The organism is Nocardia sp. bgisy118, from assembly GCF_057708605.1.
Genome location: NZ_JBYISM010000013.1, coordinates 160,502 through 178,385 on the forward strand (window position 1 = coordinate 160,502; position 17,884 = coordinate 178,385).

Genomic DNA, 17,884 nt, shown 5'->3' on the forward strand with positions numbered 1-17,884 from the left:
ACCCTCGGACATCCGGCAATGCCGATGATCGAGCGGGCACCGGACTCCGGCGCTGACCAGTTAGGTTTCCGGCAGGTGGCGTGCCCGCAGTTTTCTGCGGATGCCTTCTGCTGCGATGAAGATTCGAGATGCGGTCCGACTGGTTCTCGCGAGCACGGCGTCAAGGATCCGGTCGCGTCTCGGCGGCAGAGGGGCCGTGGCCGCTACCTCGATGTGCCGACCCGAACTGTCGGTAATAGGCGCTGCGGTGATGAGCACCACCGCGGCCCGCAGCAGCATCGCCGCCCGTATCGGACCGACATCGTCGATGAATCCGTGCGCGTACTCGTTGCGCAGGTTGAGTCCGATCGGCCCGAGCAACTGCCAGCGCAGAAAGTATGCCCAATCCTCGTCCAGTGCAAGCATTTCCAGCTCGTCAAGGAGGACGGGGAGGTAGGGGTAATTGCCGGGATTCTTGGCCGCTTGTACCTGATAGATGCCTTCGTCGAGTTCCCGGAGTAGGGCACGGGCGGCGGCTTCGATTTTCGGGATCACGATCCCTGCGACGGCTTCGTGGTCTCGGGCCCAGAAGTACCCGAAGCCCTTGGCCAGGCTACGGGCAAGCCGCGGATCGACGGCACCCAACTCGAGGAACAAGGCGGTGAGTTCATCGACGGCGGGGACACCGTATCGCTGGCTGATGCGTTGGAGGGCATCGGCCAGAATTCCGCCGTACAAGTCGGCCTGGATCCCGGCACTGCGAGCCACATCCTCCTTGTCCTGCTCCTCGTCGGTACTTAAGGTGTAGCGGGGCATCCCGTTCCTGATGAGCACGGTGGGCAGGCGCAGCAGGTCTTTGCCCATTGTCGCGGCGAGTGCGCGGTGATCCTGAATTCGCCCGGTCGGCGCGCAAGGGTCGGTGCAGAAGAGTCTGATACCCGTGCGCCAGTCCGATGCCTCGGTATACGGGTCGAGGTGGGATTCGATCATCCAGGTCGGAATCGAGCTCGATGTCCTGATCACCTCGATGCCGATGTCATCGAGGTTGATCGCCTCCATCTCCGCGACGAACTTCTTCGCCTCCTCGTGCAGGCCACGAGCGGTCGCGACTCTTGCCGCAGTCTCGAGTTGCATGAAGCGCACCGCGAGGTTGGGGGCATCGTGTGCTTGCCGGTACAGCCCAGCGACTTCGTCGGCATGTACGTTACGCAGTTCCTGCGTCAACTCCCCGGACCCGAGCAATTTTCGGCGCAGCCGAGCGACCTCAGTAATGAGGTGTTCCCGGGTTTCGGATGCAGCGAGAGTCTTCAGCACCGAGTTGACGTAGCACGACAGGTCCTCGACACGGGAGGAGTCCCGTGGCTTCTCGCACAGCACCCGCAGCAACGGATACAACACACCGGGCATGGACCGATTGCGGTTCGCCATGATGACGTCGACATGGTCGATCATCACGTCCAGCGCAGAGTTTTCCAGGCCCAGGTCCTTGAGTCGTCGTGCCAACGTCCATCCGCGTAGCAGATAAACGGTAGTGCGGGTGTCGATCTCGCGGTGATCGGCGGCATCGAGGTACGCCTGGGCGGCTCGTCGCCCATACCTGCCAGCTTTCGGGACCTTCCTGGCGAACAGCAGATCCGCCAGACGCGCATGAGCCGCCGGCACCGTGACCGCGTCGGCCAAGGCTGTCCACAGGGTGACTTCATCGTCGGCGACGTCGGCGACGCGGGCCCACAGCGTGGAGAGGGAAGCAGCATCGACGGCGAGCTCCGCACCCGCGAGGCCTGCGTTCTGCTTCAGAGGGCGGCAAGATAGCAGAGTAAGGGCCCGCTGACACGAACAAGATAGTGCTACACCAAGTTCCTTGACTGCGCGCTCAACAGCGCCCCACCCGTCGGCACCAACGAGCAGGACCTTGAAGGCGTGGTCCAGGACGCGAGCGGCGGCCGGAACATCAGCTGCGTCGAAGACGTAGCGCGCCGGTGGACTGGGGACATCGTCATCGACGAGGTCGCCAAGATCCATCTGGCCTGCAACGTCACCAGAGTCGAGATCGAGAGTCTCGCTGGGCAAGGCTCCCGGATCGGTGTCGGTCATGCCGTCCATACTCCCCCGGACGTCCAGCAGTTTTCGTGACCGTCCAGCCGACTCGGTCGGGGCTCAGTCGGAATGCGACCAGCGGCGGTCCACGCGCAGACGCGCACTCGGGTCGATCTTCGACCACGCAGGCGTGGTTCACACCAGTCGTCCTGCGACCATAGGTTCGTTCTGTGCCCACGAACCTCGAGAGAGGTCATACGTCCGCAATTCCGCACTCCATGGTGTGACGCACTGGCAGGCAACCGATTACAAGTGTCGGGCCATGACGTTAAGCTAGGATGGTGAATACGCAGCAACCGTTGCTCTGTTGCGGTGACGTATGGTGACGTCCCGAGCGTCGGCTGGTGGTGCCGGTGACGCTGTCGGCGGCGGGCTTCAGGATCGTGTGTTTGCGTGGGCGGCCACCGCGATGGTGGTTGAGGTTCCGCTGCTCGACCCCGGACTCGTGGCGGGCAAAGTTGTTCAAGTCGGCGCGCAGACCGGATTCCATGTCGATGACGTCGCTGTGCGGACCGACCTCGGCGGGTTCGCGCTGTTTCAAGCCAAAGCGGGCCTGTCGCTCGGCGAGACCAAGACGAGCGATCTCGGTAAAGCGCTCGATCAACTGGTCACTCAATATCTGAGCGGCCGTTTTCCGGTCGAGGACGGCACTGAACGGGCCTTCGACCCCGCACGGGACGCACTCGTGATTTGTACCGACAGTTCAGCGCCTTCCAAAGTCCGGGACGCTCTTCCCGCCGCGGTAGCCAGGACAGCATCGCAGCCACCTGGCACCGCTCTCGGGCATGAACTGACCAAGCCACAAGACCACGCGTTGCAGGTTGTCCTCGCTCATGTGCGGCGCCTATGGGTGGCGAAGGGCAGGGGCGAACCATCACACGAGCAGATCCGGGACTTCCTACGCGCTGTGCGGGTCATCACTCTCGCGTTGCAGGATGGCGAACCTGCACATGCGGCGGCGATCTCGCATCTGTCGAAAGTACTACCGACTGGAACCGACCTCGCATCGGCGTGGAATGTCCTGGTCGGGGAGGGACACTCTGCGGCGGAGAAACGGCAGTGGCGCGATCGCTCGGCGTTGGACCGAGCACTTTCCCATGTGCACATCTTCCTGGAGCCGCCGATCCGGTTTGCCGCTGACATCGCGAAGCTGCGCGACATGTCGACCTCCAATCTGGAGGTGCTGTCGTCGGATTCTTCTCTGCCGATCTCTACGGGTATACATATCCGACGCGACGTGAGTGACATCCTGGCCGCCCACGTCGACGAGCACAACCTGTTGATCGTCGGAGACGCGGGTGCAGGCAAATCCGCAGTGGCGGCATCGTTCGCGAGTGACCGTAGAAGTCGCCAAGAGGTCGTTGTTCTTCGCGCTGTCGATATGGTCGGTCTCAATCGGTTGCCACTGGATGCGCCGTTGGGCACTCTCTTCCGAGAGTGGACCGGCGCGCCCGCACTGCTTGTGATCGACGGCGTCGATGCGCTGCGTGGCGCCGATGACCGGGAAGTCCTCACTTCGATCGTGCGGGCTCTTGCCGGGACCCGATGGCAGATCGTGGTGACGGTTCGGACGTTCGACGCCCGTCACAATCAGCAAATCCGCCAAGCCTTCGCGGGTGCACCGCTGTCATCAGCGAGTAGCCAGCGGGATCCTCAACTGGTCGATGTTCGTCACATCGTGGTCGGTGACTTCACCGACGACGAACTCGGCACCGCCATGACGCCGCCCCTCGACACGCTGTGGCGGGAGGCGTCCGCGGATCTGCAGAATCTGCTGCGGAATCCGTTCAACCTGCGGATTGCAATCCGCATCATCGATCACTCATCGAGTGCTGAACGGGCTCGTCTGCTCGGCGTCCGCAGTCGGGTCGGGTTGCTCGACGCGTATTGGAAACATCGTGTGCACAGCGACGATGTCACCGCCCGCGACGCGGTACTCACACGTATCTGCCGAGCGATGGTATCCACGCGACGGCTGCGAGTCCTCGAAGCAGAACCAATCATCAACGGAACCGACAGCGCGGCAGTGACATCAATGCTCAGTGAGAACGTTCTCGCGATCGAACCGTCGCTGCCCCAAGCGCGCCGTGTTCTTGCGTTCTCCCACAACATTCTCTTCGATTACGCTGCCGCCATCTACGTACTGTTCGACCCAATCGATCCAGCCCGCCTACTCGATCTGCTCGATGAGGATCCGGTTCTACCGCTCACGGCACGACCCAGTGTCGAGGTCCTCGTCGAAATGCTATGGCAGCAAAGCAACCCCGACCTGTTCTGGACCTTGTGCCTGAAGATCATCGAGGCCGAACACATTCTGGCGTCATTGGCCTTCGCAGCCCGACTGCTGTCCATGGTCGATGACAGCAACGACCTGAAACCGCTATGGCCGACTGTCGGGCGCACCGACCGCTCGACAGGAATGTGGCCTGAACAGCAGTTGGCACGTCACCTCGTCGGGGCCCTGCGCACGCAGTCTCTCCTGCCGCAACCAGAACCGGCGGTGGCAGTCTTGTCGACACTTGCCCATCGGTTCGCCGTCAATACAGCAAATTCACGTATCGACGCCGCGCTCGCAATCGACCTGCTGAATGGCCTCGAATCCCGGGCACCCCTGCACTCCAACAGACCTGGTTCCGCTGAACGCGCTGAGGCAGTCTCGGCGCTGTTGGATGGCTGTCGTACCCACCCAGTCCAACTCGAAGATCTCGCTCAGATTGCCGCGAACCATCTCCAGAACGCAGTCGGTGTATGTCCTGCGATCTCTGCGGCGATTGAACGACTCCTCCAAGACGACCGGGCGTTGGCTCAATGGGGTGGCTCAGTGCTCAATGGTCTCGCACTGGCACTGGTCCCGCTGATGTCCGTCGACCCCGACCTGGCCTATCGCACGGCGTCAGTGATCTTGACGTTCAACGAGACCCGGGACGAGAACGTCCCGCTGAGCCGCAGTGTCATGGTTCCGATGCACGAGTCGCGGCGCCAACAAGCAGGTCACAGCATCTACACCTTGGGGCAGGCGTTCGATGCGCTCTGTTCCGCCAGCCTGCACACGGCCAGCAAGATCTTCTGCGATATTTCGGAGCTGCCGCCGACACCGGAATCATCTCACGCCTGGCCGCTGTCGTTCGGTGATGTCCGGGGGTGGCTTGGCTTCGGTCGTTACCCCGCTACGACCCCGCATCGTGTCGGTGAACTCGCTGCTCACGCGCTCTGCGCTGAGCTGACACGACGGGTAGAACCGGATGCTGAAGTTCTTTCCGTCTTGGTAGGCCGACTTCACAACGCCATGGCGTGGGACGCTCTGATAGCAGCTTCCGGCAACACCCTCGATCTGGGGAAAGCCCTCTTGCCAGTGTTGGATTCAGGGTCGCTGCTCGCCCATCCTGTCACCCACGCAGCCGCTGCGCAGTTGCTGGCCGCGCTGTCAGCTGCGGACCCGGCACTTGTCGATCGACTGCAAGAAATTGTTCTCCGGGCATACGACCTCCTCGATGCGAATGGTGGAAGCGACCACCACAAAGACGTCCTGGTGGGGTGTCTGAACCGGGGCCTGATCACTTCACCGGTCTTGCAAGCTCGGCTGGCAGCGATAGGACCGAGTGGCCCACCTCCGATCTCCAGACGGCCTGAGCTGATAGTCACCAGTCGAAGCGTGACAGTATTCGATGGATTGGCCGAGCAAGGCGTTGTCATAGAGCCGACGGTCGAAGCTGCCGGTCGTGCCCTGTGGGAGGAGTTGGGCATAGTCCGAGGAGGAAACGACACCCGTCCCGAGCACGAACGACAACTTCCCACCCTCTTCGAAGAGGCCGATGCCCTGTTCGCGACCTGTTCGCCGCTTCCCGCCGAACTCGCCAAACTCCGGGCAGAAGCTGCGGCAACGTTGTCCCGCGATAGCCGAGTTACTCCCAACACCCCTCTGGGAGACCGCATATTTGACATCCTGCGGGAGTCGGCTCAGAGCCCGGACACAGGAAACTTCATCGGATGAGTGCGATGTGGACTTCAGGCATGCGCGATACAGGAGTCCAAGGACTCGCCGCACTGTTCATACGCGCCGATTGGCGTGAGAGCCCCGCCGGTAACGAAATCGGCAGCATACTTTCCACAGCGCTACACGACAGTAGCCCACTGGTTCGGATGCAAGCCGCGTACGCTGCCAAGGCATTGAACCACAACAACGACCTTGCAGCCACCGCCACCGCCCTCGGTGACCTCTTGGTCTCTGAGGGCGATTCGGCGACCAGATTGGTTCTGCTGCAACACTTCACACAGATCACCTACGGTGCTAGTTCGGAAACGGACGCGATCCTCCGACAACTCCTCGAACGCATCGCTTTCTCCCCCGCGACCGACGAGGGTCGCCTCATCACCGGGCTGCTGACATACCTGGCACTTGTTCATCGGGCTCCGTTTGCCTCTGAAACTATTGCGCGATGGTGCAGCAACGCGATAGCGAATGCGGACGCCGTCGAGATATTCGCCCAATGTGCCCGCGATTACCTCTCGCCAGCCGGTGATGAGGGCCGCAGTGAGGCATTTCGGCTGCTGGCCCTTGCAGCACAGAGCTGCCAGGACACATGGACCCGGCACTCTTCTGCAACGGAGACCTCGCCCCAGGTGCAGACCGAACTCCAGCGCGCAGCGGAACTCACGCATGACATAGCCCAGCAGGTCTACTTCGCAAGCGGCGCTTACAACTCAGACCAACAGGCCCCTGCCCCGAAGCCCGGGCCACATGCGGCGTTCGCTGAACTCGCCTATCCACTGCTGGCAACCTGCACGGTCATACCGAACCCACAGTCTATCCACGCGGCCGTCGAAACTCTCATCTTTCTCGCCTCTCTTGACGAACCCCGCGCGCTGCAAGCCATCGCGAAAGCCATTCCTACACATAGCGTGTACGCCAGCGACACCATTACTGGCAACGACGTTATGTCCTACCTCGACCGCCTCGTCAGCGAGAACCGTCAACTGATCCTGGACAACAGCGACAACGCAAGAGCCTTCGCGCACCTATTGGCATGCTTCGCCGCTGCGGGAAACCACCGCGCCCTAACCCTCGCGTACACCTTCGCTGAGGTCTTCCGGTAGCAAATGCAGAGCAGACTGTGGGTTAAGGGTATCTCCGGCCGGATCTCTGTCGGTGGCCAGTGGAAACCGGTTGTTGGTGTCCGGTTCGCCCTATTGCGTGACCGAGCGAAAACGCTATCGCCAGCTCGCCCCTCGCCTCCAGGGTGACCAGCTCGCCCCTCGCCTCCAGGGTGACCAGCTCGCCCCTCGCCTCCAGGGTGATAAGACACGTGGATATCGTTGCCCACCAATCCGATGACGTCGGGTACCACCTGCAGTCGAAGGCATGCATGGTAATGCCGCATAGCGCAGGTTGAACCGCATGCGGCCCGCACCTGCGTGGCTGGATGGGTACCCGCGTGTGGATGTCGAGGTGCTCCCCATCCGGAAACACCTGTGGTTGGACTGAACATCTCGGTTCGACTTGCAAAGTGCAGAGAAGTTCGGCCAAGGCCAAGGGCGTACCTCTCGATGGCTGGCGTGCAACGCATTTGGGTGATCAGCCATATGTGCACGCGGTCGGCTACAACGCCGAGGAAACCCGCCGCATCGACGGTGACTCCTCGATCACCCTGGGTGGGCGCCGCCAGCCGATCTACCCGCTGCACACCGTGGGGTGGTCGAGGGAGCGGTGTCAGGGGTATTTGCTCGGGTTGTTCGGGGTGTGGTGGCCGAAATCGTGTTGCCGCCAGTGTTTTCTCTCCGCTTTGATGTCGTGTCTCGATAGAGAGCCGGACGGTCGGTGACCAGCGATATCTGTGTTGCACTCCAACCCGTCTCGAATGTATGTACGAGACGTGGAGTTGATCTTCTATTCGTCTGCAGGGTGGGAGTCCTGGGATGTCCGGCGGCGGCCGGTCATTCCGAACGGCATGCCTGTCCTCATCGATGGCGATCTGGTGTTCGAGGATGGGGCCGGTGCGCGGCCGTCGACGGTGGTGAATCGGTGGCTGCGCGAGTTGCCGTCGAGTGGTTGTCCGGCGCCGTCGTCGTGGGAGTCGTATGCGCGAGTGTTGCTGTCGTGGATGGAGTTCTTGGGCGAGTTCGGCGTGGACCTGTTCGATGAGCGGCGTCCGCTCAGGGACGCGTTGAGTGCGTATGCGGTGCACCGGGCGTGCGGCCCGATCGATGCTCGCTTCGAGGTGACGACCTGGGATCGGCATGTCAGCGTTCTGGCCGCATTCTACCGGTGGGCAGTCACCGAGGGACACGCTCAGGCCGAGCCGTTCACCTACACGCAAGCCAAAACCATTTATGGAGAACAGGTTCGGGAGGTCCGCAAGAATCTGGCCGTGCGTCGCCGTCCGAAGGCGCATGTGACGATCAAGTATCTGGAGCGCGATTTCGAGGCGTTGTTCCTCAAAGCCTTGGCGGGTCTGACGCCCGACGGTGCGGAAGACACCGGCTACCGCGGTCGCGAACTCGCCCGCAACGCCGCGATCGGGGGCCTGGGTCTGGCGACGGGGTTACGTCGCCAGGAGTTCACCTACCTATTGGTGCCGGAAATCCCTGCGCTGCCGCCGAATCCGTCGGCGTTGCCGATCCCGTTCCGGGTGCCGGCGGGAGTGACGAAGGGCCGCAAGTTCCGCGCGACCTGGATCACCTATCAGGCGTTGGCCGAGGTGCACCACTACCTCGACCTGGCTCGCCCGCTCGCGGTCGAGGGTTCGACGTGGCGGCCTTCGCCGCGGTCGGGTGATCCGTTGCTGGTCACTGAGGTCGGCCCGGTAGGCGGCCGGGTGAATGGCAAGCGGGTGCGGTGGGCGGCGCTTCGCCCGGCCGAGAGGCTGCGTCTGGTCGCGCCGGATGGCGGGTCGATGCTGGTCGCGGTGCGTGGTGATGGTGGCCCTTTCACAGCGTGGGCGACGGTTTTCGAGCGTGCCTCCGATCGCGTCCGGCAGCGGTTCGAGCCTCGGTTTCCCACGGTCAATCCGCACCGGCTGCGTCATCCGTTCGCGATCAGGACACTGGAGATGCTGGTCGAGGGCTACTACACCCAGGCGGCGAAGCTGGTGCGCGACATCGATGCTGATGCGGCGCTGGCGTTGTATCTGTCCAAGTCCGATCCGTTGATGGTGTTGCGGGATCTGCTCGGACATTCCTCGGTGTTGACCACGGAGATGTATTTGCGTCGGTTGGACATGACCCGGATCTACCGTGAAGCCTACGAGCGAGCGGGCCAGGACTACGGGCTCGCCGAGATGGCGGATGCCGAACGCGAAGCCGACGACGAATTCAGCGACGAGTTCGAGGACATCGTCTGATGCCCGCGGAACTGATCGAAAATCCCTTGGGTATCGAGTTCGTGTCCACCGCGCGGCGCTCGGCTGCGACCGTCTACATCGGTGAGACCCGCAATCCGCGATTGGCCCGCGAGATGCTGATCGGGCTGTGCAACATCGTTCATCCGCACGGACCGGTCGATGAGCTGAAGACCTTCCAGCAGTACGTCACCGCGATCCGCCGGTCCGTAGCCGAACTGGCCGAACACGGTCACGTCGGCGGCGCCGCAGACCTGACCCGGGCGAAGCTGGCGCAGTACTGGATAGGCGCCGGGTATGCCCGCGAGTACAAGACCCGACGGATGCTGGCCGCGTTGAACCAGGAGACCTCCGTGCTCGCCCCGGATGTGCGGGCGCTGGTCGACGGCCGCCACTTCAACGCGATACGTCGCCGAGACAAGCGGCCGTTCGTACCCTACAGCGACAGCGAGTGGCAGCAGATCCGGCAAGTGAGCCGGACGATCATCCGCGCCGCGTTCGCCGAGCACCGGGCGGCGCGGGCCGCAGTGGAGCGTGGCCGCGATCCGCGTGAGTTCGGGTGGTCATTCGACAACCTGTGCTGGTTGATCGATCGAGAAGGGCCGATGACGTGGACCACGTTCGTCCAACGACACGGGTACAGCACGGGTAAACGATGTGTCACGTTGTTGCCCAGGGTGATTGCGGCGTTGTTCGTCGACAGCGACGTGGCGTTGTCGTATCGCCTGTTGTTGGGCACCTACATCGGGATCGTCCCGGACGGCATCGAGGCGCTCGGCGTGGAGGATCTGGACTGGGCCGGTGATTCCACCATCCTGCTCGGCTATCTCAAGGGCCGCACCACCACCGAGAGCGTGACCCTCAACCGACGATCCGTGCGCCTGCTCGAACAATGGCTCGAGCACTCGACGCACACCCGGCAACTGGCTCCGCCGGACACACGAGCGAAGCTGTGGACCCGCTACTCCCCCCGCTACAACCGAGTCACCGCCGAGGCGTTCACCTTCAATCAGCTCGCCCGGTGGGTGCAATGCCGTCATCCAGCGGCGCACGAGGCCGGTCTGTCGTTGCTGGCCGATGACGGCGCGCCGTTGCGGATCGACCGGCGCCGCATCCGCACCACGTTTCTCTCGCTGCGGGACCGCAAGTCGTGGTTCGGCAGCGCCCGCTCAGCCGTCGATCCCAACCACACACCCGGGGTCGAGGGCGACAACTACCTCACCGCGACCACTCCCGCGCAGCGCGACGCGGTCGAGACGATCATCGAGAACAGCCAAGCGGACCTATTGCGCAAGGCCGCGCCGCCGATCGTGCTGAGCACCGAGTCGACCGCGGAATTCGCTAGCCGGTTCCCCGAAGTGATCCGGGCGGCGGGCCTGACCGATGCGACGATCGACGAGTTGGTCGATACCGCGAACCGGGACGTGTTCGTCGCGGCGTGCGCGGATCCGTTGTCCGGCCTGCACGGGCCGGTCGGGAAACCGTGCCCGGCACGGCCGTGGGTGTGTCTGCTGTGCCCGCTGGCGGTCTTCACCCCACGCCACGCGGTGAACCTGTTGCGTATGCAGGCATTCTTCGCCCGCCAATGGCAGCAGATGCCATCCGCCCAGTTCATGGCGATCTTCGGCCCCTACGCCCAACGCATCGACACCATCCTGATTGCGTTCCGCGACCGCGATCCTGCACTGCTCATCGAAGCGGCCCGCGAGGTCGCCGACACCGACGCCGAACTGCCCCTGCTCCCAGAGGAACACACCACCTCATGACCGCACCCGCCACCGCCACCGCCACCGAATACTCCGGTGGCACGTCTCCGTTCGCGGGGCTGGACCTGTGCCGCGCGATCGGCATCGCCGTCGCGCCGGGCTCTGCGGGACCGAACTTCGACCACGACGTCTGGGACTTCAACTCCGCCACCGGCCTTGCCGCCTACCTGGCCTCCTCGCACAAGCGCTGGAACCTGGCCGCGATCCGAAACCCGCGGTGGCGCATCGTCGCCAAGGAGTACCTGGTGGCGTTGATGGTGCCCACCCACGAAGCCGTGCGGGATCTACCAGGCGCTTTCCGGGTCGCCCGCACGGTCTCGGCGTGCGTGAACAGGCACTACGAGCTGATCCGCTGGCTGAACTGGTTGACCGACAACGGCATCACGCACCTTACGCAGGTCGATGATCACCTCTGCGACTCCTACATCGCCGAACGCCGCACCAGCCACGACAAGAACGGCGCGATCATCGAACAACGAGGCGCGGTCAACAACGCCGCCCACGTCGTAACCGGTCTGGCTCAATACCACGACCTGTTCACCACCGACCACTACCAGCCGGGTTTCCGCCCCTTCGCGGGGAGAGCGGCGAGCGCGGTCGCTGGACTGAGCACACCGGCCGAAAACAGCACACCGCCGGTACCCGTCGAGATCCTCCAACCGATGCTGGCGGCGGCGCTCTACCTCATCGACACACTCGGCCCTCACGTCGTGCCGCTGATACGCGGCGTCGAAGCCGAACGCAAACGGGTCAACCAGCTACCCCACCTCCGCAGCCCGGGACGGGATGTCCTGCTGGGCTCCATCGAGAAGCGGGTGAGCGAGGGCAGGCCGTTCAACCGGGTTCCCTCACGCGTCGAGACGATCAAGAAATACGTCGTTGACGAGTCCGACCCGCTCTGGGGGATCTCCCTGCGGGACGTCGCGGCCGAAGCCGGATGCGGTCACTTCCGCAGCGAATGGCTTCCGATCGTGCGCCCTGCCTTGGAACTGGCCGTCGCCCGGGTGGGGATCGAGGAACCGATCGGCCGCGACGCGGCACTCGTCACCCGCGCCGACGGACAAGGCCAAGTGCCGTGGACCCGGCCGCTGTCCGAACGCCACGCCCGTGTCCTGCCCGATGTCCTGCGCACGGCCTGCCTACTGGTCATCGCCGCCACCACAGGCATGCGCGCGAGCGAACTGTCCGAACTGGCCAAAGGCTGCCGCCTCCCACCCGAACACAAAGCACCCGGCCTCACCCGGTACCGGGTGGCCGGGACAATCATCAAGAACCGTGGCCACGGTGGCGAACCCGACGAATGGGTGGTCCTGGCCGAGGTCCACCGCGCCGTCGCGCTCGCCGAACAACTCCTGGACGCCGATGCCGAACCCGGCACATTGCTGTTCGGCCGCATATCGTTCAAGAACACCTACGCGACCTTCCGCACCTGGGTCAGCTCCCCTCCCGGTCGACGCCTCGGCCTCGCACCGATCCCGGACAGCCCCATCGAGTTGCGGATGCTGCGCCGCACTCTCGCGATCGAACTGGCCTACCGGCCAGGCGGACTCCTGGCCGCCAAACTCGCGCTCAAACACATCAGCGTGGTCACCACCGAGGGCTACGCCGGTCGCCCCGGCGGCGCCCAAGCGAAGTTCCTGGCCGAGGTCGGCGCCGAGGAACAGAAACGCAACCTCGGGCTACTTCTCGACGAAATCGACAACTACCAGCACGGCATCCGGCCCTCGGGCCCGCACGCCCGCGAGCTGATCGAATTCTTCGACACCGTCGACGGCAAACTCACCGACGAGCAACGCGCCGCCCCGAAAATTGTCCTCAGCGACCAGGAACTACGCCGAATGCTGGCCAAACGCGCCAACACCCTGCACCTCGGTGCAGCGAACTACTGCTGGTTCACCGATCCCGCCAAAGCCCTGTGCCTACGCCTGGCCGGCACACCCACCGCCGACCGACCACTGATCGGCATGTGCGACTCAGCCCGCTGCCCACAAGCCACGCATCACCTCCGCCACCGACCGATATGGCAACAAACAGTGCAGAACACGACGATCTTCCTCGGCAACCTCGGCCGCGCCCAGAAGACCGAACGGACACGGCTGGAAGCTCAGCGTCACCGCGCGATCCAGGTGCTGGTCGCAATCGACGCCGCCAGCACACCGACCCTGCGAAATACCGCTGCGGAGGAGAACTGAGGTGGGGCGGCTCACCGATCAGACCCGCGCGCAGAAAGAAGCCGCCATCCGGGCCGCGATGGACCGACTGCTACGCGGAGAAATCCCACCCGGCGGCAAATGCGACGTCAAAACGCTCGCCACCATCAGTGGTATCACCCGCGCCGCGCTCTACAGCACCTACCTGCACCTCAAGGAAGAATTCGAACAACGCCGAGACTACCTGCGCACCGCCGGGGTGATCACTGATCCGCGTGACGCGCAGATAGAACGGCTGAAACAGCAGGTCGAGCATCTCAAGAACCGGGTGGCCGTCGAGGAACAGCGCAAAGCCGAACTAGCCGCTTTTCGGGTCCAGGCCATATCACGGCTGGCGGCCCAGCACGACGAGATCACGCGACTTCGTAGCGCACTGTCCTCCTCCAGTAGGACGGCGCTGTCCACCGGTTTCGGTCAGCGCCGACCGTCGGTTCCAGCGGCTCAGCCGCTACCGCGACAGCCAACTTAACGTAGCAATCCACACCGTCGCCATATTCCAGTACCGGGTGCGCGGCACCGAAGGCCGCATCTACTACGACCGCACACTGACGGCGGCTGGTCGGAGTCGCTCGGCCTGTTGGTCCGCCATCAACGTGTCCCAGGCATGCAGACGACATTCGCGGATGATCGCAGGCTGCTAGCACGGCCAGGTCGTGTTGGTGTCTGGCCATCGTGGATTGCGGAGGAGATCGAGGCGCTGGGGCGTTCGAGCCGAAACCGGATCGCCAGTGCCGATACAGCGATGAAAACTGCAGCTTGCGATGGACACCGCACTGATCTCCGATGGGCAGCGGTCACATCGCAGGAATCCCCTGCGAAACTGCTCTCTGGACGCACGACTCTGTTGTCTAATTGACCTACAGTCCACGGCCCGTTACCGCAGGCCGAAGCCCATACCGAGTGGGCAGGCTGAAATTGCTGATCTGGGCTAGCCGCGTGTGACCGTGTGATCGAAGGGAAGGCGATCATGTCCTCACAAGGAGAAGCTCTGGCATTATTGGACGCCGCCGCGGGGGAAGATCCCCTGCTCCCGTGGAAACTGGACTGGCAGCAGACGATCGGTCGACTGCGTTCCCTGGTGATGCGCCCTGAGTTACTTGACCAGCGTGCGCTCAATGTTTGCGGTCCGGCGGTGTTCTTCCGGATCTGGTTTGCCCGCGATCCAGTCGGTGCTGCGACATTCGGATACCGATTGTTGAAATCCGGGACTGCGGACATCGGTTCCACCACGGTCACGCCCGGCCAAGGTCTGATGTCCCAGGATTACGCCGTGCTCCGCGCCACCACCGACGGTGCCGCACCCGGGTCAATGCCTGAGAGCGCCGACTGGATGCTAGTGAGCGCGTTACGTGACTCCGAGAACTTCATCGTGGACTATCTCGGGCAGCCCAACACTCCGGCTGACAGGCTCAGAGGTGTGACACTTCCGTCCACCGTGGCGGGGTGGTTGCAATCAACGAATATGTATTCCTCGGTCGCGAACAGCACCACCGTCTTCGGCGACACCTGGGAGTCCCTTCAGGCGCTTATGTGGCCCGGGACGATGACCGACGTCGCGCTCATGATGAACTCAGGATTCAGCCATTTGTTCCCGGCTCCCTCCGGTGGCCCGGAACCGGCGGATTTCTTGAGTACTCCGAATCATTACGTACAGCTCCTCGGCCCGGTCGCGGTGGGCGCCTCCCCGGGGTGGATGAAGCTCAGTGTCTGGTCTTGGGGCCGGAACGAGATCGACAAGTGGACGAGTGAAGCGAAATTCCTATCGAACTACTTCGGGCCGATCATCGCCATCGTATGAGAACCAGAAAGCGCAGTTCATAGCGTTGTCATATTGCGAGACATTGCCGCTCGAACAACCCGAGTTCCCGCATTACCCACTTTCTCCCGGCGCCTGTTTGCGATCTAACTCCGAGTGATCCTTCGAAGAGGAGAGCCATATGCTTCCCGACTACTATCCCTGGATCCGCGACAAAATAACGATCACCGACGAGGTGAACACGTTCTGTACGCGACCCAGTATCGGGCCGGTCTGGCTGATCGCGCGTGTAGTGGAGCACAAGGCCGGGTGCGATCTTCAGGTAGCCGCGAATCGGGTGATCATCGTCGCCGACCTCTATGACGGCACGAACGGGATGATCGACGCCAACGCTACGGTCCGGGGCGGACCAGGTGGCTCGGTCACGGTGATGTGCCGTCAGTCGAAAAACGCCCGGGTGAGTGCCTTGGGTGGATTGGGGACCGGCGGGCAGACCGGGACACCCGGCACGCCGGGAACCCCGGGCTACCATCAGGACGGCTACTGGCGAACTGTCACAGACCCGGTGACGGGGGAAAGCCACGAGGAGTGGGTTCCCGATGTGGACATCCCCGGCACCGATCCCACCAACGGTGGGCCGGGCGGGCCGGGCGGGCCGGGCGGGCCCGGCGGGTCGATCACGTTCACCACCCTCATCAGCTCGTCATCGCCGGATCTCTCGGCTGCAGGCGGCCCAGGCGGCGCGGGCGGCTGGGGCGGGCCAGCCGCGCAAGGCCCCTACAGCGCCGGGTCGGTGGACGGGGACCCCGGACCTGACGGCCCTGATGGCGCCGATGGCCAGGTCAACTTGTCCACCCTCACCGAAGCCGACTACGTCGCCGGTCTTCGGCCACTGCTCGAGAGCACCGGTCGGCCGTATCAGAACTATTGGGCTCCACACCGCATCTTCATGGGTGAGTACTTCTATTACCAGAACGACCTGGATCTCGCGGCGACCGAGTTCAAGCGGGCGCTGGAACTGCAACCCAACAACCCGGACGCGATCCGCCTGCAACGCCAGCTCGTGGGCTTCGCTCCCACCCCCGGTGCGGCGTGGGTCGGCGGCGGCGCCAATGCCCTGGGACTGCCACACGACATGGATGTGGTGCCTGACTTCGACAAGTACAGTGAGGCGTTCACCAGCTGGCTGACCCCTGTTCTGCAGTTTCTCCAATTCGGGCTGACGGAGCTCACCGACTCGACGGTGATCGGCAAATTCGCCGAATTTGCCGGCCAGCTATCACTGCAGGCGGTCGCGGCCCGGGAGGACGCTGAACGTACCAAGAGCATCGCCCAGACGGAACAGATGCAGGCCGACAGAGATGTCGCTTACGCCCAATCGCGGCTGGACGAGGCGACCACCGCCATCAGCAAGGCGATCGTCGAGGCCCAGCAACAGCCGGACCCGCCCAGCATCACCTTCGGCGAGATCGTTGCGACCGTCGCCGAGGTCGGCGCGGCGGTCCTGAGTGTGGTTGCCGCAGTCCCGACCGGCGGAGCCAGCCTGGTCGCCTTGGCACCGACTCTCATGGCACTGGCGGACACGGTGTTCGAGAACGTGGAACCGATCGCCCAAGCACTGCTGCGCGGCGAGGACGCCGATCTGGCGAAAGTCAACTCCACGTACGACACGGTCGGCCAGAATGCCTCCGCTGTCATCGGTGGCGCACGCACGATCGTCAACTTCGTCACCGTCGCGCAGAGACTCGCCGAGGTTACTACGGCCCAGAATTCGCCGCATGTAGCCCTGATCAAGCGTGGCACCGAGCTGACCCACGAATTGCTGCTCGCCCGCAACCGCGCCGTGCTCGCCGGCCAGCGCGTCGATGCAAGCACCGCCCGGTTGGTCCGCGCGGAGAACATTGCCACGCAAGCAAATGCCCTTCAGCACAAGCAGCAGCTGGATGAGGAGGCGGTCAAGCAATTGGGGCTGCTGGCGGTCTCCACGGCTCAGTCGAAAGCCGACGTGTTGCTGGGCCTGGCGTTTCGGGCGAAGCGGTCGGTCGAGATCTACACATTGAAGAACGAGGACGAGAACTTTCCTCTCGATGCCGGCCGGATCAGCCCCGACCGCTGGAGCGACTACTACGAGAAAGCAAACCAGTTCGACGCAATCCAGCTCGCGAGTGCGCTCACCACCTCGTGGGGCAAGATCTTCACCCTCCTCGACATGCAGACCGACTACACCAAATATTTCGACGGACCGCTCGATCGGGCCTGGATCAGACGATCGTTCAAACCCGCCGATCCACAGATAGCCGACCTGAAGGCATTGCACCGGTTCACCTTTACAATCGATCCGGTCACCGACGTACCCGACGACAATTTCGACGCGAAGATCAAGACCATCCGTTTGGCGCTCATCGGCGCATCTCACCCGCAAGGCGCGATTTCCTGCCAAATCCGCCACGACGGGAAGTATCAGCAACGGCGGCCCGACAACAGCGTGACGACCCAGTGGTTGCTGCCCAAGGTCAGCACCCGCGACGCCAAGACGACGCCGCTACTGCTGCCTGAGGAAGGATTCGGCGACGACCCACCCCTTACCGCCCCCACATCGCTGGCGTTCTGGGGACGAGGCGTCGGCGGAAACTGGCAGGTGACAATCCCGAAGAAGGAGTTCGACACCGGACTGAATCTGAACGGACTGACTCAGATCCAGGTTTGGATCGGATACCAGTTCCTCCACGGATGACCGACCGC

At 63.5% G+C, this 17,884-nt stretch carries 9 protein-coding genes; 8 read left to right on the forward strand and 1 reads right to left on the reverse strand.

What is annotated here, in order from left to right; all coding sequences use genetic code 11:
• Positions 1-60: 60 nt before the first annotated feature.
• Positions 61-2,073, reverse strand: coding sequence for a DUF4209 domain-containing protein (locus AC3EO7_RS18360; RefSeq protein ID WP_435591857.1), 2,013 nt, complete (start codon positions 2,071-2,073; stop codon positions 61-63).
• Positions 2,074-2,395: 322 nt separating this feature from the next.
• Between AC3EO7_RS18360 and AC3EO7_RS18365 the strand changes: the two genes are divergently transcribed.
• From AC3EO7_RS18365 to AC3EO7_RS18400, 8 genes are all read left to right on the forward strand, one after another.
• The gene (locus tag AC3EO7_RS18365) at positions 2,396-6,067 is read left to right on the forward strand and encodes an NACHT domain-containing protein (protein WP_435591858.1); all 3,672 of its coding nucleotides are present in this window, start codon (positions 2,396-2,398) and stop codon (positions 6,065-6,067) included.
• Complete coding sequence (locus AC3EO7_RS18370; RefSeq protein ID WP_435591859.1) at positions 6,064-7,170, forward strand: hypothetical protein; 1,107 nt, start codon at positions 6,064-6,066, stop codon at positions 7,168-7,170. The genes AC3EO7_RS18365 and AC3EO7_RS18370 overlap by 4 nt, the downstream gene beginning before the upstream one ends.
• An 851-nt stretch (positions 7,171-8,021) precedes the next feature.
• Positions 8,022-9,413 (forward strand): tyrosine-type recombinase/integrase, encoded by a 1,392-nt coding sequence (locus AC3EO7_RS18375; protein ID WP_435591860.1) that lies wholly within the window; start codon positions 8,022-8,024, stop codon positions 9,411-9,413.
• A complete protein-coding gene (locus tag AC3EO7_RS18380; protein WP_435591861.1) occupies positions 9,413-11,176 on the forward strand; it encodes a hypothetical protein in 1,764 nt (587 codons plus the stop codon). The genes AC3EO7_RS18375 and AC3EO7_RS18380 overlap by 1 nt, the downstream gene beginning before the upstream one ends.
• The gene (locus AC3EO7_RS18385; protein WP_435591862.1) at positions 11,173-13,368 is read left to right on the forward strand and encodes a site-specific integrase; all 2,196 of its coding nucleotides are present in this window, start codon (positions 11,173-11,175) and stop codon (positions 13,366-13,368) included. Before AC3EO7_RS18380 ends, AC3EO7_RS18385 begins: the two co-directional genes overlap by 4 nt.
• 1 nt (position 13,369) lies before the next feature.
• Complete coding sequence (locus AC3EO7_RS18390) at positions 13,370-13,855, forward strand: hypothetical protein (protein WP_435591863.1); 486 nt, start codon at positions 13,370-13,372, stop codon at positions 13,853-13,855.
• Positions 13,856-14,332: 477 nt separating this feature from the next.
• Entirely contained in the window at positions 14,333-15,184 is an 852-nt protein-coding gene (locus AC3EO7_RS18395; RefSeq protein ID WP_435591864.1) for a hypothetical protein, read from the forward strand.
• 139 nt (positions 15,185-15,323) lie between these two features.
• A complete protein-coding gene (locus tag AC3EO7_RS18400; RefSeq protein ID WP_435591865.1) occupies positions 15,324-17,876 on the forward strand; it encodes a tetratricopeptide repeat protein in 2,553 nt (850 codons plus the stop codon).
• The last annotated feature ends 8 nt before the right edge of the window (positions 17,877-17,884 follow it).